The sequence below is a fragment of the Citrobacter sp. FDAARGOS_156 genome, from assembly GCF_001559235.2.
GTDB classification, from domain to species: domain Bacteria; phylum Pseudomonadota; class Gammaproteobacteria; order Enterobacterales; family Enterobacteriaceae; genus Citrobacter; species Citrobacter youngae.
The window spans coordinates 1,985,041-2,005,242 of sequence record NZ_CP014030.2 but is presented as its reverse complement, the minus strand read 5'-3'; the positions used below and the strand labels follow the sequence as shown (position 1 = coordinate 2,005,242).

General features: G+C 52.8%; 17 protein-coding genes. 8 read left to right on the top strand and 9 right to left on the bottom strand.

Annotation, left to right across the window (positions count from 1 at the left end; all coding sequences use genetic code 11):
* Nucleotides 1-23 precede the first annotated feature (23 nt).
* On the top strand, nt 24-542 hold the full coding sequence (gene fabA / locus AL515_RS09680) for a bifunctional 3-hydroxydecanoyl-ACP dehydratase/trans-2-decenoyl-ACP isomerase (protein ID WP_003035875.1): 519 nt from the start codon (nt 24-26) through the stop codon (nt 540-542).
* A gap of 121 nt (nt 543-663) precedes the next feature.
* Here fabA and rmf read toward each other — a convergent pair whose 3' ends face one another.
* The 6 genes from rmf to rlmKL form a co-directional block, all read right to left on the bottom strand.
* Entirely contained in the window at nt 664-831 is a 168-nt protein-coding gene (gene rmf / locus AL515_RS09675) for a ribosome modulation factor (protein WP_003035871.1), read from the bottom strand.
* 256 nt (nt 832-1,087) lie between these two features.
* On the bottom strand, nt 1,088-1,651 hold the full coding sequence (gene pqiC, locus AL515_RS09670) for a membrane integrity-associated transporter subunit PqiC (protein ID WP_048212113.1): 564 nt from the start codon (nt 1,649-1,651) through the stop codon (nt 1,088-1,090).
* Nucleotides 1,648-3,288, bottom strand: coding sequence for an intermembrane transport protein PqiB (gene pqiB / locus AL515_RS09665; RefSeq protein ID WP_048212114.1), 1,641 nt, complete (start codon nt 3,286-3,288; stop codon nt 1,648-1,650). The genes pqiC and pqiB overlap by 4 nt, the downstream gene beginning before the upstream one ends.
* Nucleotides 3,289-3,292: 4 nt before the next feature.
* Nucleotides 3,293-4,546: a membrane integrity-associated transporter subunit PqiA gene (gene pqiA / locus AL515_RS09660; RefSeq protein WP_048212115.1), complete on the bottom strand. Its 1,254-nt coding sequence runs from the start codon at nt 4,544-4,546 to the stop codon at nt 3,293-3,295.
* Between the two features lie 14 nt (nt 4,547-4,560).
* The gene (locus tag AL515_RS09655) at nt 4,561-6,468 is read right to left on the bottom strand and encodes an ABC transporter ATP-binding protein (RefSeq protein WP_061067638.1); all 1,908 of its coding nucleotides are present in this window, start codon (nt 6,466-6,468) and stop codon (nt 4,561-4,563) included.
* Nucleotides 6,469-6,480: 12 nt separating this feature from the next.
* Nucleotides 6,481-8,589, bottom strand: a complete 2,109-nt coding sequence (gene rlmKL, locus AL515_RS09650; RefSeq protein ID WP_061067637.1) for a bifunctional 23S rRNA (guanine(2069)-N(7))-methyltransferase RlmK/23S rRNA (guanine(2445)-N(2))-methyltransferase RlmL — start codon at nt 8,587-8,589, stop codon at nt 6,481-6,483.
* A 98-nt stretch (nt 8,590-8,687) separates the two neighbouring features.
* Between rlmKL and AL515_RS09645 the strand changes: the two genes are divergently transcribed.
* Nucleotides 8,688-9,794, top strand: coding sequence for a YcbX family protein (locus AL515_RS09645; RefSeq protein ID WP_061067636.1), 1,107 nt, complete (start codon nt 8,688-8,690; stop codon nt 9,792-9,794).
* Here the strand turns inward: AL515_RS09645 and zapC are convergent.
* The gene (zapC, locus tag AL515_RS09640; RefSeq protein WP_061067635.1) at nt 9,791-10,333 is read right to left on the bottom strand and encodes a cell division protein ZapC; all 543 of its coding nucleotides are present in this window, start codon (nt 10,331-10,333) and stop codon (nt 9,791-9,793) included. The two genes, AL515_RS09645 and zapC, sit on opposite strands and share 4 nt — an antisense overlap.
* Nucleotides 10,334-10,499: 166 nt before the next feature.
* Nucleotides 10,500-11,510, bottom strand: coding sequence for a quinone-dependent dihydroorotate dehydrogenase (gene pyrD, locus AL515_RS09635; RefSeq protein WP_061067634.1), 1,011 nt, complete (start codon nt 11,508-11,510; stop codon nt 10,500-10,502).
* 243 nt (nt 11,511-11,753) lie between these two features.
* Between pyrD and ssuE the strand changes: the two genes are divergently transcribed.
* Genes ssuE through ssuB form a run of 5 tightly spaced genes read left to right on the top strand, consistent with a single transcriptional unit; the run spans nt 11,754 to nt 16,004 of the window.
* Nucleotides 11,754-12,329 (top strand): NADPH-dependent FMN reductase, encoded by a 576-nt coding sequence (ssuE, locus tag AL515_RS09630; protein WP_061067633.1) that lies wholly within the window; start codon nt 11,754-11,756, stop codon nt 12,327-12,329.
* Nucleotides 12,322-13,296 (top strand): sulfonate ABC transporter substrate-binding protein, encoded by a 975-nt coding sequence (locus tag AL515_RS09625; RefSeq protein WP_061067632.1) that lies wholly within the window; start codon nt 12,322-12,324, stop codon nt 13,294-13,296. The genes ssuE and AL515_RS09625 overlap by 8 nt, the downstream gene beginning before the upstream one ends.
* A complete protein-coding gene (gene ssuD, locus AL515_RS09620) occupies nt 13,293-14,438 on the top strand; it encodes an FMNH2-dependent alkanesulfonate monooxygenase (protein ID WP_061067631.1) in 1,146 nt (381 codons plus the stop codon). The genes AL515_RS09625 and ssuD overlap by 4 nt, the downstream gene beginning before the upstream one ends.
* A 10-nt stretch (nt 14,439-14,448) precedes the next feature.
* Complete coding sequence (gene ssuC, locus AL515_RS09615) at nt 14,449-15,240, top strand: aliphatic sulfonate ABC transporter permease SsuC (protein WP_061067630.1); 792 nt, start codon at nt 14,449-14,451, stop codon at nt 15,238-15,240.
* Complete coding sequence (ssuB, locus tag AL515_RS09610) at nt 15,237-16,004, top strand: aliphatic sulfonates ABC transporter ATP-binding protein (protein WP_061067629.1); 768 nt, start codon at nt 15,237-15,239, stop codon at nt 16,002-16,004. Before ssuC ends, ssuB begins: the two co-directional genes overlap by 4 nt.
* 104 nt (nt 16,005-16,108) lie before the next feature.
* On the opposite strand, the gene pepN is transcribed toward ssuB, so the two are convergent.
* The gene (gene pepN / locus AL515_RS09605) at nt 16,109-18,721 is read right to left on the bottom strand and encodes an aminopeptidase N (protein ID WP_061067628.1); all 2,613 of its coding nucleotides are present in this window, start codon (nt 18,719-18,721) and stop codon (nt 16,109-16,111) included.
* 266 nt (nt 18,722-18,987) lie between these two features.
* Here pepN and pncB point away from each other — a divergent pair, with 266 nt between their 5' ends.
* Entirely contained in the window at nt 18,988-20,190 is a 1,203-nt protein-coding gene (gene pncB, locus AL515_RS09600) for a nicotinate phosphoribosyltransferase (RefSeq protein ID WP_061067627.1), read from the top strand.
* Nucleotides 20,191-20,202 lie beyond the last annotated feature (12 nt).

Below are 20,202 nucleotides of genomic sequence, written 5' to 3'. Positions count from 1 at the left end.
ATAAAATAAGGCTTACAGAGAACATGGTAGATAAACGCGAATCCTATACAAAAGAAGACCTTCTTGCCTCTGGTCGCGGTGAGCTGTTTGGTGCTAAAGGCCCACAACTGCCTGCACCAAGCATGCTGATGATGGATCGTGTCATCAAGATGACCGAAACCGGCGGCAACTTTGACAAAGGTTATGTGGAAGCTGAACTGGACATCAACCCGGACCTGTGGTTCTTCGGATGCCATTTTATCGGCGATCCGGTAATGCCAGGTTGCCTGGGTCTGGATGCCATGTGGCAGTTGGTTGGATTCTATCTCGGCTGGTTGGGCGGCGAAGGTAAAGGCCGTGCACTGGGCGTGGGCGAAGTGAAATTCACAGGTCAGGTTCTGCCGACCGCGAAGAAAGTCACTTACCGCATTCACTTCAAACGCATCGTTAACCGCCGCCTGATCATGGGTCTGGCTGATGGTGAAGTGCTGGTTGATGGTCGCCTGATCTACACCGCAAATGATCTGAAAGTGGGTCTGTTCCAGGACACCTCGGCGTTCTAATCGCAGACATCTGTAGGTCTGGCAGTGCGACATGGCCGAATGGCAGCGCACGTTATTTTGCCGGTCTACAAAAGGCGAAACCTCCGCTAAGCGGAGGTTTCTTTTATCTAAAGAGACAGAATCAGGCCATTAAAACCCTATCCCCCATGGCTTCTCGCCAGCCTCCCAGCCAGTATGACCTCTGATTCAGCGTCTGATAGGGACACATTTCTTTTGAGCGTCCGGCAATGCCGGCCTGATATCCACGTTGATGTGCCCGTTCCAGGCGATCTCGTTTTTGTCTCTTCATGCCTCGTTTCCCTCATTTTTAGGTCTGGTGGAAAAGAAAACAGTGATTACTAAGTGTGCAATCACACTAAACGAATACCCCTAAACATTAGACTCGTCAATGCGCAAAATTCACGCCAGTGTCATATTTGTGAGCTAGCTGGTAAATCATTTGTACAAAAATTCTCTGTCAGAACAGCTACCTCAACTGCTAAAAAAATAAAAAAAACCGCCTCTGGCGATGAGCCTGAGGCGGCATAATTTACAATTATTTAAGCTTATGGAATGCGTTTCAGCTCCTGGGCGATTGCCGTCGCTTCCTGACTCCAGGCGCTGGCCAGAACTTTCACCATTTCATCGTAGCCATCCTGCGTCTGTACAACTTCGATATGGAACGGACGCTTGATTAATTGCCCCTGGTGATTCAGCAACCATTCACCGCTGACAATCACTTTACCGTCGTAACGTCCGTGAAAGCCTGTCACCGTCACGTTAAGCGTATCCTGAGTGCTTCCCAACGGCTGAGATGCAACCACCCAACCAGGAAGTTGCATACTGAGATTTGCGACAAGGGTATTACGCAGTTGCTGATCCAGTGGGCTGGCCCAGAGATTGTTATTTGCTATCACATACTTCACGTCGCTGGTCTGGTACACCACACCATTCCCCGCCAGGTAATCAGGTACTGCAACCTGTTCAACCCACAACAGGCGATTGCCCTGATTAGCTGAACTTTGTCCCCCCCCTTGCGCAATGGGGAGCTGATAATAGCTTTTACTCTCTCCGCTGGAGCTACATGACGTCAGCCAGACCGCCATCATCACCACTAGCCACTTTTTCATTGTTTCGCCCTCTTCGGCTCTGGATCTTTTTTGTCCTTCGCTTCAAACACCAGCGCGTTGCTCTTGTCGTTCAGCGTTTTCAGAACCGGCTGCAGTTCACGCAGTACCTGATCAAGACGCTGCATATCTGCCACCATCTTGTTATAGGCCGCAGAACCCGGCTGGAAGCCCTGCATGCTGCGATTCAGTTCACGTAACGTATTCTGCATATCCGCAGGAAGCTGCTGCATCGACTGGCTGGACGTGATCTTATTCATGTTATCCAGCGTAGTTTGCAGATGCTTCATCGTGCGCTGGCTTTCCGACAGCGTATTGGTTGCCTGCTCAATCATCGGGTTCAGCGGCAGGCCATTAATCTTATCCAACGCTTCCATCAGACGTTGCTGAATCTGCGCCAGACCGCCACTCACTGTTGGGATAATTTGATAACCATTAAACTCGCGTACCCCTGTAATTGGCGGCTCTTTCGGGTAAAAGTCGAGATCGACATACAGCGCGCCGGTCACCAGGTTCCCCGTCTTCAATGAGCCTCTCAGCCCACGTTTGAGCAACTCAGCAAGATGAGCCCCCACATCGGTGTCTTCACCCAACTGCGCTTTCAGCCGTTCAGGTTCAATACGCACCAGAACAGGAATGCGGTAATCATTGTTAAATACCTGGCGCATATTTGGCGCGAAGAAAGGCACTTTACTTACTGTACCCAGGCGTATACCACGGAATTCCAACGGCGCACCCGGCTGCAGACCACGAATTGAATCCTTGAAGAACATCAGGTAATCAATGTGATCGGTATACAAGGAATCCTGAATACTTTTTTGATCGTCATACAGATTAAAAGAGGAATGCTGTTCAACCGGTTGGCCTTGCTCCAGCCCTTCCGGTACGTCAAAGCTTACCCCACCGCCAAACAGCGTCGTGAGCGAGCCCATTTCTACTCGCATACCTGCCGAAGTGAGATCGACGGCAATACCGCTGTCTTTCCAGAAACGGACATTACTGGTTACCAGTCGATCGTTTGGCGCATTGATGAAAAGCTGGTAGCTGATCGTGCGTTTTTGAGCATCAAACGTGCTGGTCTCAACCGAGCCCACGCGATATCCACGGAACAGCACCGGGTCACCCGGACTCAATTGACCGGCTTTTTTACTGTCCAGGATCACGCGGATCCCTTTCGCATCAGGCGGCGCCAGCGGTGGAGAATCGAGCAATTGGTAATTTTCCAGCTTGCTGCCTTTATTACCGGGTTGCAGCTCAATATATGCCCCGGACAACAGCGTTCCCAGGCCACTGATACCTTCACGCCCCACCTGCGGCTTCACAACCCAAAAAACAGAATCTTTATGCAGTAGCTTTTCCATACCGGAATTAAGACGCGCTTTAATCTCCACATGGGTCAGATCATCCGTCAGGGTTGCGCTCTCAACGATGCCGACGTCCACACTGCGGCTCTTAATCGTCGTTTTGCCCCCTTCAATACCTTCGGCATTGGTCGTAATCAACGTGACTTCCGGCCCCTGATGGCTGTAGTGGTAAAACAGAACCCATGCGCCAATGAGTGCAGTGACGATCGGGAATATCCACACGGGCGACCAGTTTTTTACCTTCTGCACTTTGGCTTCCCCACTTTTAGATTCCATGCTGTCAGGACTCCTCATGGCCTGGTTCTGGTTCACGGTCCCACGACAGACGCGGATCAAATGTCATCGCAGAAAACATTGTCATAATGACGACTAAAGCAAACATCAAAGCACCCATTGCAGGATAAATGTTCATTAACCCTCCCATGCGCACCAGCGCAGAGAGTACCGCAATAACAAAAACGTCGATCATTGACCAGCGACCGACAAATTCCACCACCTCATAAATCAGGTGCATACGTTCGCTGTCGCGTTTGCCATGCCCTTTGGCATCCCAACATAGCCAGGCAATGGCGATCATTTTTAAGGTCGGCACCATAATACTGGCGATAAAGATAACTGCAGCCACGGGATAAGAACCTTCGCTCCAGATTAAAACCACGCCCTCAAGAATGGTTGATGGCAGTTTTGACCCCAGCAGATCGGTGATCATAATCGGCAGAATATTGGCAGGAAGATAAAGCATGATCGACGTGAACAGTAATGCCAGTGTCCATTGCAAACTGTTTTTACGACGCACATAGCCTTTCGTTTGACAGCGCGGACACACCAGCTCATCAGCCGGAAGAATAGCCGTGCAACAGGAGCAGGAACGCAATCCTTGTCGGATACCAGGCACGCCAGGTTTTAAGACCTGTTTGATAGCCGGCATCGGCGCAATATCATCCCACAGCCAGCGACGATCGACACACTGGAATGCTCGTAACTGGAGAAGACAAAAGAAGCACCACGGGATGAAACTACTGCCCACACCGATATCGCCATAGGCCATTAGTTTAACAAAGCTCACCAGCACGCCCGCGAGGAAGATTTCGGCCATTCCCCAGCTTTTTAGCTGAAACAAAATGCGCGCCAGCCATGCTTTAAGCCGCTCGGGCATCTGAACCCGGTTTACCAGTAGCAGGATCGTCAGCAGACAAAAGGCCGGAACCAACTGAACGAATAAGATAAAGAAGGTGCCGAGACTGGCGTAATCTTCAGAAAAGAGCACGCTGGGAATTTGCAGCAACGTCACTTCACTACTCACCCCTGCGACGTTCATATTCACAAAGGGAAACAGGTTTGATAAAAGCAGCATGAACAATGCTGCTAACACATAGGCGGTAGGACGCTGCCGTGGCGCGTCCCACTCAACCGTTAACGTAGTGCCACATCGTGGACATGCCGCTTTCTGACCATGCTCAAGGCGAGGAAGCGCCACCAGCATGTCACACTGCGAGCACAAAATATGCTTCGCGGCATGGTGATGTTCGCACATAGGTGCTCCTTTAATTATGCGCCATTCTTCAAAGACTCAAGATACTCCCAGCGCTCAAAGGCTTGCTCAAGTTCTTGTTCCGCTTCGTTCAGATTAGCTAACACCTGTTGCGTTTGCTCGTGCGGCTGACTAAAAAACGCGGCGTCAGCAACCTGAGTCTGTAAGGCTTCCAGCTTAGCTTCCAGTTCTTCAAGCAGCGCAGGAAGCTGCTCCAGTTCGCGCTGTAGTTTATAGCTTAGTTTGCTGGTGCCACGTTTTACAATTTCTGCTTTAGGCGCAACAGTTTCCTCCGTTTTTTTCTCAACGGGTTGTTTAAACGCCACATACTGCGATTGCTGACTGCGCGCATCATGATAACCGCCGACATAACGACCAATTTTACCGCCGCCTTCGAAGATCCAGCATTCGGTCACGGTATTATCGACAAACTGACGGTCGTGGCTCACCAGCAATACGGTCCCCTGATAACCGTCAATCAACTCTTCGAGCAGTTCCAGCGTTTCGACGTCGAGATCGTTGGTGGGTTCATCGAGAATTAACAGATTGCTGGGTTTCAGGAACAAACGCGCCAATAACAGGCGATTACGTTCCCCGCCAGAGAGAGCACGTACTGGCGTCATCGCACGTTTCGGATGGAACAGGAAGTCCTGAAGATAGCCCAGCACATGGCGCGGCTTACCGTTCACCATCACCTCTTGCTTACCTTCAGCCAGGTTGTCCATCACGGTTTTATCGGGATCCAGTTCAGCACGGTGCTGGTCGAAATAGGCAACTTCCAGTTTCGTCCCGACGCGGATGCGACCACTGTCGGCCTGTAATTGTCCCAGCATCAGCTTCAGCAGCGTTGTTTTGCCGCAGCCGTTAGGCCCAATTAAGGCAATTTTGTCGCTGCGCTGCACCTGCGCGGAGAAATCTTTCACCAGCTGCTTCCCGTCAACCTGGTAATCAACATTCTCCATTTCGAAAACAATCTTGCCTGAGCGGCTCGCTTCTTCGACCTGCATCTTCGCTGTGCCCATCACTTCACGCCGCTCGCCACGCTCGCGACGCATGGCTTTCAGCGCACGCACGCGGCCTTCATTGCGGGTTCGACGCGCCTTAATACCTTGACGGATCCAGACTTCTTCCTGCGCCAGTTTGCGGTCAAATTCCGCGTTTTGTAACTCTTCTACGCGCAACGCTTCTTCTTTATCCAGCAGATACTGATCGTAGTTCCCCGGATAGGTCACCAGCTTGCCGCGGTCGAGATCGACAATGCGCGTCGCCATATTGCGAATAAATGAACGGTCGTGGGAGATGAAAATGATTGTCCCATTGAAGGTTTTCAGGAACCCTTCCAGCCAGTCGATGGTTTCAATATCCAGGTGGTTCGTCGGTTCATCCAGCAGCAGTACGCGAGGGTTACTTACTAACGCACGGCCCAGCGCCGCCTTACGTAACCAGCCGCCGGAAAGCGATGCCAGCTCCATGTCTGCTTCCAGGCCAAGCTGTTCCAGTACTTCATTAATACGGTTTTCCAGCTGCCACAGATTATGGTGATCCAGCTGTTCCTGAACCTTCGCCAGTTCCTGGAGGTTTTTATCACTCGGGTCGGTGATCACCAGATGCGAGATATCATGATAACGCTTGAGGTAAACCGCCTGTTCTGCAATCCCTTCGGCGACGAAATCGTAGACGCTACCCTGCACGTTGCGCGGCGGATCCTGCTGCAGACGCGCCACAACCAGATCCTGCTCATAAATAATACGCCCATCGTCAAGACCCTGCTCACGGTTCAGGATCTTCATCAGCGTCGATTTGCCCGCGCCGTTACGGCCTACCAGACAGACGCGTTCGTTATCCTCGATATGCAATTCTGCATTATCAAGAAGTGGCGAATCGCTGAACGACAGCCATGCGCCATGCATACTGATCAATGACATTTATTTTTCCTTTCAGGCTGCGGTAATCAGCCAGCAGTTGTGGATCTGGCGGTTACGGGCAAAGTCCTGGGAAAGCGTTTTTTGGGTAATTTCTTGTGCTTTCAATCCCAGTTCAGCCAGACCGTCGAGGTCCATACGGAATCCACGTTTGTTGTTGGAGAACATAATCGTGCCGTCTTTACGCAGCAGGCGTTTCAGATCTTTCATCAGCGCCAGATGATCGCGCTGCACATCGAACGAGTCTTCCATACGCTTAGAGTTAGAGAACGTCGGCGGATCAATGAAGATCAGATCAAACTGTTCATTGGCATCACGCAGCCAGCCCAGGCAGTCGGCCTGAATCAAGCGGTGCGCACGTCCGCTTAACCCGTTCAGTCGCAGGTTACGCTCTGCCCATTCCAGATAGGTACGCGACATATCTACCGTTGTGGTGCTGCGCGCACCGCCCAATCCCGCATGTACGCTGGCGCTGCCGGTATAGGAGAACAGGTTAAGGAAGTCTTTCCCTTTGCTCATCTGCCCCAACATGCGGCGTGCAATTCGGTGATCGAGGAACAGGCCGGTATCCAGATAATCGGTCAGGTTTACCCACAGGCGCGCGTTATACTCGCTCACCTCAATGAACTCGCCCTTCTCGTTCATTTTCTGGTATTGGTTCTTCCCTTTCTGGCGCTCACGGGTTTTCAGCACCAGTTTATTGGGCGCGATTTCCAGTACCGACAGCGTTGCGGCGATAATGTCGAACAGGCGTTGACGTGCTTTCTGCGCATCAACCGTCTTCGGCGGCGCATATTCCTGAACCACGACCCAGTCACCATAGCGGTCCACTGCAACGTTGTATTCCGGCAGGTCAGCGTCATACAGGCGATAGCATTCAATCCCTTCCTGACGTGCCCATTTTTCCAATTTCTTAATATTCTTGCGCAGGCGGTTGGCATAATCTTCCGCCACCGTTGCAGGTTTGCTGTCAGCGGTCGTTTCTGCAACGTGATAGTTCTTCTGTACGCAATCCAGCGGACCATTTTTCGCTTTAAACTGTTTATCCGCACGCAATTGCAGGCTGCTGAGCAGATCCGGCGAGGCGCTGAACAGCGACAAATTCCAGCCGCCAAACTGGTTTTTCATCGTGCGTCCCAGCAGGCTGTGCAGAGCTATCAACGCCGGTTCGCTATCCAGACGTTCGCCGTATGGCGGGTTGCTGATAACCGTCCCATACGGTCCTTTCGGCAGCGGGTTGCTCAGTTTAGCGACATCTTTAACGTCAAACGTCATCAGATCGGCAATACCGGCGCGGCGGGCATTACTGCGCGCTTTTTCAATTACCCGCGCATCGCTGTCAGATCCATAGAAGTGCGAGGTATAGTCCGCCAACCCTTTGCGTGCACGAACCTGTGCTTCGGCTTTGACTTCTTGCCAGACGACTTCATCGTGCTGCGCCCAACCGTTGAAGCCCCAGTAGCCACGGTGCAGGCCCGGCGCGCGATCGGTTGCCCACATCGCCGCTTCAATCAGCAGTGTGCCGGAACCACACATCGGATCGAGTAACGGGGTTCCCGGCTGCCAGCCAGAACGCATAACAATAGCGGCGGCCAGCGTTTCTTTAATCGGCGCCTGACCCGCGCGATCGCGATAACCACGCTGATGCAGGCCGTCACCGCTCAGATCGAGGGCGATGCTGGCGGTATCTTTGTTCAACCAGACGTTAATGCGCAGATCGGGTGATTCACGATCTACGTTCGGACGCGGCAGGTTTTTACGGGTAAAGGCATCGACAATCGCATCCTTTACTTTCAGTGCACCGTACTGACTATTACGAATCGTCTCGTTCAGGCCGCTAAAATGCACGGCAAAGGTGGCACCAGGATTAAATATCTCTGTCCAGTCGATTGCCTGAACGCCGAGGTACAGATCAAGATCGCTGTAGACCTTGCATTCTCCCATCGGCAGGATAATGCGCGAGGCCAGGCGGCTCCACATCAGGCTCTGGTAAACAAGCCGCGTGTCGCCCTTAAAATGGACCCCACCCTGAACGACCTGGCACTCCAGCGCGCCGAGGTTTTCCAGTTCAGTTTTTAACAGCTCTTCCAGCCCGCGGGCCGTACTGGCAAACAGAGAATTCATAATGTCACTTTTACTCCAAGAAAATTGCTGCGCATTATAGCTAATATGGGCTGTATGTCATAAAGTTGAAGGCTTATTTTCATTCGAGGGGCTGTACAGTGGTCACGTTAACCCGACTTTTTATCCATCCGGTTAAATCAATGCGCGGCATTGGGCTAACGCACGCCCTGGCAGATATCAGCGGCCTTGCCTTTGATCGCATATTTATGATCACTGAACCTGACGGAACGTTCATAACCGCCCGCCAGTTCCCACAAATGGTCCGTTTTACGCCTTCCCCATTCCACGATGGGCTGCATCTTACGGCTCCAGACGGCAGCAGTGCGCTCGTACGATTTGCCGACTTCGCCGCCCAGGATGCGCCAACTGAAGTATGGGGAAATCATTTTACCGCGCGAGTAGCACCAGCGGATATCAATCGCTGGATCAGCGGTTTCTTTTCCCGTGATGTGCAGTTGCGTTGGGTTGGCCCGCAACTGACGCGCCGGGTAAAGCGCCACGATGACGTTCCCTTATCCTTCGCCGACGGTTATCCCTATCTGCTGACCAATGAAGCATCGCTACGCGATCTGCAACAGCGCTGTCCGGCAAGCGTCAAAATGGAACAGTTTCGCCCTAATCTGGTGATTTCAGGCGCTGGCGCCTGGGAAGAAGATACCTGGAAAGTGATTCGCATCGGCGACGTCATTTTTGATGTGGCAAAACCCTGTAGCCGCTGTATTTTCACTACCGTCAGCCCGGAAAAAGGCCAGAAACATCCGTCTGGCGAGCCACTGGCAACGCTGCAAACCTTCCGCACGGCGGCGGACAACGGTGATGTCGATTTCGGCCAGAATCTCATCGCCCGTAATAGCGGCGTAATTCGTGTAGGTGATGAAGTCGAAATACTGGCGACCCGACTCGCCCGGCTGTACAGCGCGGCGGAATCTGATGATACAGCTTTGCAACAACAACCCGATGCAACAGTGATGATTGACTGGCAGGGTCAAACGTTTCGCGGAAATAATCAGCAGGTATTGTTGGAACAGCTGGAAAACCAGGGGATCCGTGTTCCCTACTCGTGTCGTGCGGGAATTTGCGGATGCTGCCGGATTCGGCTGGTAGAAGGCGAAGTCAACCCACTGAAAAAATCGGCGATTGGCGATGACGGAACGATTCTTTGCTGCAGTTGTGTACCCAAGACAGCAATCAGGCTGGAAAGTTAGACCGCCTGCTCAAGGTTGAAACTGTCGACAATTGCCTGTGGTTTCAGTCTGTCATTCATGATTTTAATCGCATCGCCAAGTTGCATGGTGCGACCAGCGATGACCACTCCGGGTTGCGCAAGCAAACACAGTGCGGCATTTTCACCCGGCTCTACCACTAACAGATTTACCTGTTCTTCGGTATCGCTTAAATCCACACAGGCGGCGTCACCCACGGTTGGCGACCAGTTAATACCGTGCGCAACAAAGTGCCAGCTTTTTGGCATTTGCGGTTTAAGATACCGAATAGCCACCAGCGCATTTAGCACCAGTTCCGCTTTTTGTTCTTTAGCTAAATCCAGATAACGGCATTTTTCTTCGAAGGAGAAATAAAGCGCGGCGTCATCAACACAAAAACCAGATGGAGAAAAAGCATCAGGCGTGAGCATTTTACGCGCAAAACGCGAGCGGAATAACATGCCATTGGCTAAATCGAGCATCATACGATCGTGCTCTTCATCATAATACCAGCGCCAGTTATCGTCGGGTTTAATTCGCATCAGTTTCTCTCCTTTCCTTAATCATCGCCATTACGACAGTATCCTTTTGCCGCTTCGTTTATTGCCTTAATAATAAAAGCTCAGAATGTTTAAATAAGCAACAGTAAAGGAATATAAAACAACCAGGGCCAGAAATAAAGCCCTGGTTGTCGGATTAAGGCATAGATCAGATATTGCTGACGATTTCTTTAATCAACGGCGGACCTTTAAAAATAAAGCCCGAATAAATCTGTACGAGGCTTGCGCCGGCAGCCATTTTTTCCCGCGCGGCAATCACCGAGTCGATCCCGCCAACACCAATAATTGGCAACTGCCCTTTTAATTCCTGAGACAACTGGCGAATAATTTCTGTACTTTTTAATTGTAACGGTCGCCCGCTCAGGCCACCCATTTGATCGCAGTTTTTCATTCCCTGAACGAGAGAACGATCGAGCGTGGTGTTAGTCGCAATTACGCCATCAATATTATGACGAACTAAACTGTCAGCAACCTGGATCAGTTCTTCCACAGAAAGATCCGGCGCGATCTTTACCGCCACTGGAACATATTTATGGTGGATCGCTTGCAGATCATTTTGCTTATTTTTAATTGCCGTCAGGAGATCGTCTAGCGCCTCGCCGTATTGCAGCGTACGTAATCCCGGCGTATTCGGTGAAGAGATATTAATCGCGATATAACCCGCATAAGCATAGACTTTTTCCATACAAATCAGATAGTCATCTTTGCCGTTCTCTACTGGGGTATCTTTATTCTTACCTATATTAATCCCCAGAATACCGTCAAAATGCGATTTTTTAACGTTCTCAACCAGGTTATCAACCCCGTGGTTATTAAACCCCATACGGTTTATCAAACCTTCTGCATCGACCAGACGGAACAGACGCGGTTTATCGTTACCCGGCTGAGGACGCGGCGTCACGGTACCTATTTCAATTGAGCCGAATCCCATCGCGCCAAGTGCATCAATGCACTCCCCGTCTTTATCCAGTCCGGCAGCAAGACCGAGCGGGTTTTTAAACGTCAGCCCCATACAGGTAACCGGTTTTGCAGGTACCTTCTGGCGGACAAGCGCTTCAAGCGGCGTGCCGGTAATGCGACGTAACTGCTGGAATGTCAATTCATGAGCGCGCTCTGGATCGAGCTGAAAAAGGGCTTTACGAACGAAGGGGTAGTACATGAACTCTCCTGGATTCCCGGTGTGCAAACCGGGGGCGTATTATGTGCGATCGCGAGCAAAAAGGGAATTGACCTGCGGCAATAAATAGCAATCGTTTTCCTGGCCCCTGCCTTTTTATTCAATTTCCAACTTTTCTATCCCGTATAAATCATTTCGATAAACAAAATCTCTCTGCCAGACTGCATAAATTGTTATCAATGTTAACTAAAAGCAAACAATTAGTTATAAGGAGAGGTTGAAATTATGCGCGTCATTACTCTGGCGGGAAGCCCACGCTTTCCCTCTCGCTCCAGCGCGTTACTGGAATATGCCCGAGAAAAACTCAACAGTCATGATGTCGAAGTCTTTCACTGGAACCTGCATAACTTTGCCCCGGAAGACCTAATCTATGCCCGTTTTGACAGTCCGGCGTTGAAGACATTTATTGAACAACTGCAAGATGCTGACGGGCTGATTGTCGCCACGCCGGTCTACAAAGCCGCTTACTCTGGCGCACTGAAAACGCTGCTCGATCTGCTCCCCGAGCGGGCGCTGGAAGGAAAAGTGGTGTTGCCGCTGGCGACCGGCGGCAGCGTGGCGCATTTACTGGCCGTCGATTACGCGCTGAAACCGGTACTGAGTGCGTTAAAAGCCCAGGAGATCCTGCACGGCGTATTTGCCGATGATTCGCAGGTCATCGATTATCAGCATAAACCGCAGTTTACGCCCAACCTGCAGCAGCGCATGGATAGTGCGCTCGACACCTTCTGGCTGGCATTGCATCGTCGCGATATCCAACTCCCTCAACTGAATGCCCTGCGAGGTGCCGCCCATGCTTAATCTGCTCAAACGTCACACGTCGTGGTTCACACTGGCTGGGCTGCTGTCACTGTCAACGCTGGCGCACGCCGCAGAACCTGCGCCCGATGCTCTACGCATTGGTTATCAGAAAGGGAGCGTCAGCATGGTGTTGGCAAAAAGCCATCAATTGTTGGAGAAACGCTACCCGCAAACCAAAATCTCGTGGGTTGAGTTCCCTGCCGGGCCACAAATGCTGGAAGCGCTCAATATCGGCAGTATCGATCTCGGCAGTACGGGTGACATTCCACCCATTTTCGCCCAGGCCGCGGGGGCAGATCTGGTTTACGTGGGCGTTGAGCCCCCCAAACCGAAAGCTGAAGTGATTCTGGTGCCGAAAAATAGCCCGATCCAGAACGTCGCGCAGCTTAAAGGACATAAAGTCGCTTTCCAGAAAGGTTCCAGCGCCCACAATTTACTGCTCCGTGCACTGCAACAGGCTGGGCTGAAATTTACCGATATTCAACCGACTTATCTGACGCCAGCCGATGCGCGAGCGGCCTTCCAGCAAGGAAACGTTGATGCATGGGCTATCTGGGATCCCTACTATTCCGCCGCGTTATTGCAAGGTGATGTACGCGTGCTGAAAGACGGCTCAGACCTCAAGCAAACCGGTTCGTTTTATCTCGCCGCACGTCCTTATGCCGAAAAAAATGGCGCTTTTATTCTTGGCGTACTGAATACCTTTAGCCAGGCCGATGCGTTAACCCTCAGCCAGCGCCAGCAAAGCATTGCCCTGCTGGCTAAAACCATGGGCCTGCCTGAGCCGGTAATTGCCTCTTATCTGGATCACCGCCCGCCAACCACCATTACGCCCGTCAGCGACTCTGTTGCTGCGCTACAGCAACAAACCGCGGATCTGTTTTATGACAACCGTCTGGTGCCGAAAAAAATCGATATTCGCCAGCGTATCTGGCAACCCACTCAGCAGGCAGGAGAAAAATTATGAGTCTGAACATGTTCTGGTTTTTACCCACCCACGGTGACGGTCATTATCTTGGAACGGAAGAAGGTTCGCGCCCGGTCGATCACGGATATCTGCAACAAATTGCGCAAACGGCCGACCGTCTGGGGTTTACCGGCGTGCTGATCCCCACCGGTCGCTCCTGCGAAGATGCCTGGCTGGTCGCCGCCTCGATGATCCCGGTCACCCAGCGGTTAAAATTTTTGGTCGCGCTACGCCCAAGCGTCACCTCGCCGACGGTTGCCGCGCGTCAGGCAGCAACGCTCGACAGGCTTTCTAATGGTCGGGCGCTATTTAACCTGGTGACCGGCAGCGATCCGCAGGAGTTGGCTGGCGACGGCGTGTTCCTCGATCACACCGAGCGCTATGAAGCCTCTGGCGAATTTACTCAGGTCTGGCGGCGCTTGCTGCAAGGTGAAACGGTGGATTTCAACGGCAAACATATTCATGTTCGCGGGGCAAAACTGTTCTTCCCGCCGATCCAGCGGCCACATCCTCCACTCTATTTCGGCGGCTCGTCTGACGTCGCACAAGATCTGGCCGCCGAACAGGTTGATCTCTACCTGACCTGGGGCGAACCGCCTGAACAGGTGAAAGCGAAGATTGAACAGGTGCGGGCCAAAGCAGCGGCGCGCGGGCGCAAGATCCGCTTTGGTATTCGTCTGCATGTGATCGTACGGGAGACAACACAAGAGGCGTGGCAGGCTGCGGATCGTCTGATAGCCCATCTGGATGACGACACCATCGCCAAAGCCCAGGCCGCCTTCTTAAAAACGGATTCGGTTGGTCAGCAGCGAATGGCTGCACTGCACAACGGTAAACGCGACAAACTGGAAATTAGCCCGAACCTGTGGGCAGGGGTAGGACTGGTACGCGGTGGCGCAGGGACCGCACTGGTTGGAGATGGTCCTACGGTCGCAGCGCGTATTAACGAGTATGCCGCGCTGGGAATCGACAGCTTTGTGCTGTCCGGGTATCCGCATCTGGAAGAGGCATACAGGGTTGGTGAGCTGCTGTTCCCGCATCTGGATGTCGCGATACCCGAAATTCCGCAACCGCTGCGCCTGCAGCAGCAAGGCGAAGCGGTGGCGAACGAATTCATCCCGCGTAAAGTCGCACAAAGCTAAGGAGCGGCTAATGGCAACGACGAAAAACAGATGGTTATTGCGCCTCGCGCCCTGGTTTTTACCGGTAGGTCTGGTGGCGCTCTGGCAGCTCGCATCATCAATGGGCTGGCTGTCCAACCGCATCCTGCCCTCACCGGAGGGCGTGGTCGAAGCTTTCTGGACGCTTTCCGCCAGCGGCGAACTTTGGCAGCATCTGGCGATCAGCGCCTGGCGCGCGCTGATCGGATTCTCTATCGGTGGATCGATTGGCCTGACGCTGGGACTGATCAGCGGTCTTTCGCGTTGGGGAGAACGCCTGCTGGATACCTCGGTGCAGATGCTGCGTAACGTACCGCATCTGGCGCTGATCCCGCTGGTGATTTTGTGGTTCGGTATTGATGAATCCGCCAAGATCTTTCTCGTCGCCCTGGGCACGCTGTTCCCGATTTACATCAACACCTGGCACGGGATACGCAATATCGACCGCGGGCTGGTTGAAATGGCGCGCAGCTATGGGTTGTCTGGTTTTTCACTGTTTATTCATGTGATCCTCCCCGGTGCCCTGCCCTCGATTATGGTTGGGGTGCGTTTTGCTCTCGGACTGATGTGGCTGACGCTCATTGTGGCGGAAACTATTTCAGCCAATGCCGGTATTGGCTACCTGGCGATGAATGCTCGCGAATTTCTGCAAACCGATGTAGTCGTGGTGGCCATTATTCTCTACGCCCTGCTCGGCAAGCTAGCCGATGTCAGTGCCCAACTGCTGGAGCGAATCTGGCTGCGCTGGAACCCGGCTTACCATGTGAAGGAGGCTACCATATGAACACCGCTCGCCTGAACCAGGGCACGCCGCTTTTGCTAAGCGCCGTAACGAAACAATACGCCGCCAATACGGTGCTCAATCAGTTAGATTTGCATATTCCGGCCGGACAGTTCGTTGCCGTGGTAGGCCGCAGTGGCGGAGGTAAAAGTACGTTGCTGCGCCTGCTGGCTGGACTGGAGTCGCCCACCTCTGGCGCATTACTCGCCGGAACCACCCCGCTGGCAGAGATTCAGGATGATACGCGAATGATGTTTCAGGATGCGCGTCTGCTGCCATGGAAGACGGTTATCGATAACGTGGGTCTGGGTCTGAAAGGTCAGTGGCGCAATGCAGCCCGAGATGCGCTGGCCGCAGTTGGGCTGGAGAATCGTGCTCAGGAGTGGCCCGCAGCGCTTTCTGGCGGACAAAAACAGCGCGTGGCTCTGGCGCGGGCATTAATTCATCGCCCCGGTCTGCTTCTGCTGGATGAACCCCTCGGCGCACTGGATGCCTTAACCCGCCTTGAAATGCAGGAGCTGATCGTCTCTTTATGGCAAGAGCACGGCTTTACCGTGCTGTTGGTCACCCATGACGTCAGTGAAGCGGTGGCAATGGCCGATCGCGTTTTGCTGATTGAGGATGGAAAAATCGGACTGGATTTAACGGTGGATATTGCGCGACCACGCCGGATTGGCTCTCTTCGTCTGGCAGAACTGGAAGCCGAGGTGTTGAATCGGGTGATGCAGCGTGGCGAGGCAGAACAGTCAATCCGACTGCATGGATAAACATTCAGGACGTTGTAGGCCCGGTAAGCATGAGCGCCACCGGGCATTTTGCCGGATGACGGCGTTACCGCCTTATCCGGCCTACAAAACTACAGGTCAACGTCTCAGGCCAACGCTTTAGTAATTTTCTCGAACAGATCGCCTGACAGATTCTCCAGCCCTTTCAGCTGTTCCAGCGCCGCACGCATCTTCGCCTGACGTTTTGCATCATAACGTTTTAAGCGAATCAGCGGCTCAATCAGGCGTGACGCCACCTGCGGGTTACGGCTGTTGAGCTCAGTCAGCATGTCAACCAGGAACTGATAACCGCTACCATCTTCCGCATGGAATGCAGCCGGGTTGCTGCCCGCGAAGGCACCGATCAGCGAACGGATGCGGTTTGGGTTACTCATGCTAAAAGAGCGATGCTTCAACAGGCCGCGTACCGTTTCCAGCACGTTTCTAGCCGGGCTGGTGGATTGCAGGATAAACCATTTATCCATCACCAGACCGTCATGGTGCCATTTGTCGTCGTATTCCTGCATCAGCGCGTCACGACACGGCAACTGTGCTGCGACCGCCGCAGACAGCGCCGCCAGCGCATCGGTCATATTGTTCGCTTCACGGTACTGCTTGCTTACCAGCGTGTCAGCCAGATGGGTTTCGCCAAAGGCCAGGAATCGCAGGCAGGCGTTGCGCAGCGTACGTTTGCCAATATCGCCATGCTCAACGCGATACTCATCAAGATGATTAGCGTTATAGATGGCGAGGAATTCATCCGCCAGCTCGGCCGCCAGCGTGCGGGTTAACGCTTCGCGTACCTCGGCGATCGCCACCGGATCAATGATGTCGAACAGTTCGGCAATTTCATTTACTGAAGGCAGCGTCAGGATCTCTGCCGCCAGTGCCGGATCGATTTTCTCATCGAGCAGAATCGCGCGGAATGCATCGGCCACGTGGACCGGCAGCGACAGCGGTTGTCCCTGCTGATGACGGGCAACGTTGAGCTTAATATAGGTCGCCAGCAGGCTTTGCGCCGCATCCCAACGAGAGAAATCGTTACGCGCATGGCGCATCAGGAAGGTCAGTTGCTGATCGCTCCATTTATATTCCAGTTTCACCGGCGCGGAGAATTCGCACAGCAGCGCCGGAACCGGCTGGAAGTAGACGTTATCAAAGACAAACGTCTGCTCTGCCTGGGTCACGTTGAGTACGGAATTCACCGGGTGCCCGCCTTTTTGTAGCGGGATCACTTTCCCTTCGTTGTCATACAACTCAAGGGCAAAAGGAATATGCAAGGGCTGCTTTTCAGCCTGATCCGGCGTGGCCGGCGTGCGCTGGCTAATGGTCAGCGTGTACTGTTCAGTTGATGGGTTATAGTCATCACGTACGGTCAGAATCGGCGTACCGGACTGACTGTACCAGCGGCGGAAATGGGAGAGATCAACGTTAGACGCATCTTCCATCGCCTGCACAAAATCATCACAGGTTGCAGCGCTACCGTCGTGACGCTCAAAGTACAGCTGCATCCCTTTCTGGAAGTTAGCCTCACCCAGCAGGGTGTGGATCATACGAATCACTTCCGCACCCTTCTCGTACACGGTCAGGGTATAGAAGTTGTTCATTTCGATGACCATATCCGGGCGGATAGGATGCGCCATCGGGCTGGCGTCCTCAGCAAACTGCAGGCCGCGCATGGTACGCACATTGCTGATGCGGTTTACCGCACGTGAGCCGAGATCGGAACTGAATTCCTGATCGCGGAACACGGTTAACCCTTCTTTCAGGCTCAACTGGAACCAGTCGCGACAGGTTACGCGGTTGCCGGTCCAGTTATGGAAGTATTCGTGACCGATGACGCGCTCAATATCGAGATAGTCTTTGTCGGTGGCGGTATCGGTACGCGCCAGCACGTATTTGGAGTTAAAGATGTTCAGACCTTTATTCTCCATCGCGCCCATGTTGAAGAAATCCACGGCGACAATCATATAGATGTCGAGATCATATTCGAGGCCAAAGCGCTCTTCATCCCATTTCATGGAGTTTTTCAGCGAGGTCATCGCCCACGGCGCGCGGTCCAGGTTCCCACGATCGACATACAGTTCCAGCGCCACTTCACGCCCGGAGCGGGTGGTAAAGGTGTCGCGCAGCACGTCGAAATCACCCGCTACCAGCGCAAACAAATAGCACGGTTTCGGGAATGGATCCTGCCACTGTACCCAGTGGCGACCGTTTTCCAGTTCGCCCTGCGCAACACGGTTACCGTTGGAAAGCAGGAATGGATATCTGGTTTTATCGGCAATAATTTTGGTCGTAAAACGCGCCAGCACGTCCGGCCTGTCGAGATACCAGGTAATATGGCGAAAGCCTTCCGCTTCGCACTGGGTACACAGCGCGTCACCTGACTTGTAAAGCCCTTCCAGCGCGGTATTCGCCGCTGGGCTAATTTCATTCACGATACGCAGCGTAAAACGTTCCGGCAGTTGATTGATGACCAGAGCGCCCTCTTCTTCTTTATATGCTGTCCACGGTTCGTCATTCACGTGGATTGACATCAGGGTCAGATCTTCGCCATTCAGGCGCAGGGGCGCATCGGACGTGCCATGACGGACAGCCTGGCTCACTGCGGTGACCACGGTTTTTTCAGCATCCAGGTCAAAGGTCAAGTCAATATCAGTAATCTGGTAATCCGGCGCACGGTAGTCGTGGCGGTATTTGGCTTGTGGCTGTTGTGTCATAAAAAAACCTTTAGCATCTTTGGTAGAGTCTCGGCTTCAGTCTATTCCTGTTGCGTAAATCACGCTACGCAGAATGTTCATCTTTTCAGGCACAAACGCCCTTTTTGCTACATTTTTATAACACGCGGCACGAATTGCCCTCGACCAGAAAGACAGCTTATGGTGTGATCGGGGTTCAATAAATCGCTAAACAGGGTATACTCCAGCGGTTTTCTTAGTTGTTTATTGTACTAAACGCTCCCGTGAGAGGATGCTACTGCGCACCTATGACACAATTCGCTTCTCCTGTTCTGCACTCGCTGCTGGATACAGACGCTTATAAGTTGCATATGCAGCAAGCCGTTTTTCACCACTACTATGATGTACAAGTAGCGGCTGAATTTCGTTGCCGTGGCGATGACCTGCTCGGTATTTATGCCGATTCTATTCGCGAACAGGTGAATGCTATGCAGCACCTGCGACTGCAGGAGGACGAGTACCAGTGGCTCTCCGGCCTGCCTTTTTTCAAAGCTGATTACCTCACCTGGTTACGTGATTTCCGCTATAACCCGGAACAGGTTTGCGTCACCAATGACAACGGTAAGTTGAACATTCGCTTAACCGGGCCATGGCGCGAAGTGATCATGTGGGAAGTTCCGCTGTTAGCGGTGATAAGCGAGCTGGTACACCGTTATCGCTCGCCCGAACCAGGCGTCCCACAGGCGCTGGCTGAGCTGGAAAACAAATTAGCAGAATTCTCTGCTTTAACGAAAGATGTCGATATGTCCCGCTTCCATCTGATGGATTTCGGTACGCGTCGTCGTTTTTCACGTGAAGTCCAGCAGGCTATCGTTAAACGCCTGCAGCAAGAGCCGTGGTTTGTTGGCACCAGCAACTACGATCTTGCCCGTCGTTTGTCATTAACGCCGATGGGAACCCAGGCGCATGAATGGTTCCAGGCACACCAGCAAATCAGCCCTGAGCTTGCCACCAGCCAGCGCGTTGCCCTGGCCGCCTGGCTGAACGAATATCCCGACCAGCTCGGCATCGCCCTGACCGATTGCATCACCATGGACGCGTTTTTGCGCGACTTTGGCGTTGAGTTTGCCACCCGCTACCAGGGTTTGCGCCACGACTCTGGCGATCCGGTGGAATGGGGTGAGAAAGCCATCGCCCATTATGAAAAACTGGGCATTGACCCGCAAAGCAAAACGCTGGTGTTCTCCGATAACCTCGATCTGAATAAAGCGATTGAACTCTACCGCCACTTCTCTTCTCGCGTGCAGTTGAGCTTTGGTATCGGGACACGCCTGACGTGTAACATCCCCCAGGTTAAGCCGCTGAATATCGTTATCAAGCTGGTCGAATGTAACGGCAAACCGGTGGCGAAGTTATCTGACAGCCCGGGTAAAACCATCTGCCATGATAAAGCGTTTGTGCGCGCGCTGCGCAAAGCCTTCGATCTCCCGCATATTAAAAAAGCCAGCTAGTCCTTCCAGGGA

Bases quoted from the DNA above. Each gene is read 5' to 3' on its own strand.
- ssuD (WP_061067631.1), top strand. From the start codon at position 13,293: ATGAGTCTGAACATGTTCTGGTTTTTACCCACCCACGGTGACGGTCAT.
- pncB (WP_061067627.1), top strand. From the start codon at position 18,988: ATGACACAATTCGCTTCTCCTGTTCTGCACTCGCTGCTGGATACAGAC.
- rmf (WP_003035871.1), bottom strand. From the start codon at position 831: ATGAAGAGACAAAAACGAGATCGCCTGGAACGGGCACATCAACGTGGA.
- AL515_RS09625 (WP_061067632.1), top strand. From the start codon at position 12,322: ATGCTTAATCTGCTCAAACGTCACACGTCGTGGTTCACACTGGCTGGG.
- ssuE (WP_061067633.1), top strand. From the start codon at position 11,754: ATGCGCGTCATTACTCTGGCGGGAAGCCCACGCTTTCCCTCTCGCTCC.
- pepN (WP_061067628.1), bottom strand. From the start codon at position 18,721: ATGACACAACAGCCACAAGCCAAATACCGCCACGACTACCGTGCGCCG.
- pqiC (WP_048212113.1), bottom strand. From the start codon at position 1,651: ATGAAAAAGTGGCTAGTGGTGATGATGGCGGTCTGGCTGACGTCATGT.
- fabA (WP_003035875.1), top strand. From the start codon at position 24: ATGGTAGATAAACGCGAATCCTATACAAAAGAAGACCTTCTTGCCTCT.
- ssuB (WP_061067629.1), top strand. From the start codon at position 15,237: ATGAACACCGCTCGCCTGAACCAGGGCACGCCGCTTTTGCTAAGCGCC.
- pyrD (WP_061067634.1), bottom strand. From the start codon at position 11,510: ATGTACTACCCCTTCGTTCGTAAAGCCCTTTTTCAGCTCGATCCAGAG.
- rlmKL (WP_061067637.1), bottom strand. From the start codon at position 8,589: ATGAATTCTCTGTTTGCCAGTACGGCCCGCGGGCTGGAAGAGCTGTTA.
- pqiA (WP_048212115.1), bottom strand. From the start codon at position 4,546: ATGTGCGAACATCACCATGCCGCGAAGCATATTTTGTGCTCGCAGTGT.
- ssuC (WP_061067630.1), top strand. From the start codon at position 14,449: ATGGCAACGACGAAAAACAGATGGTTATTGCGCCTCGCGCCCTGGTTT.
- AL515_RS09655 (WP_061067638.1), bottom strand. From the start codon at position 6,468: ATGTCATTGATCAGTATGCATGGCGCATGGCTGTCGTTCAGCGATTCG.
- pqiB (WP_048212114.1), bottom strand. From the start codon at position 3,288: ATGGAATCTAAAAGTGGGGAAGCCAAAGTGCAGAAGGTAAAAAACTGG.
- zapC (WP_061067635.1), bottom strand. From the start codon at position 10,333: ATGCGAATTAAACCCGACGATAACTGGCGCTGGTATTATGATGAAGAG.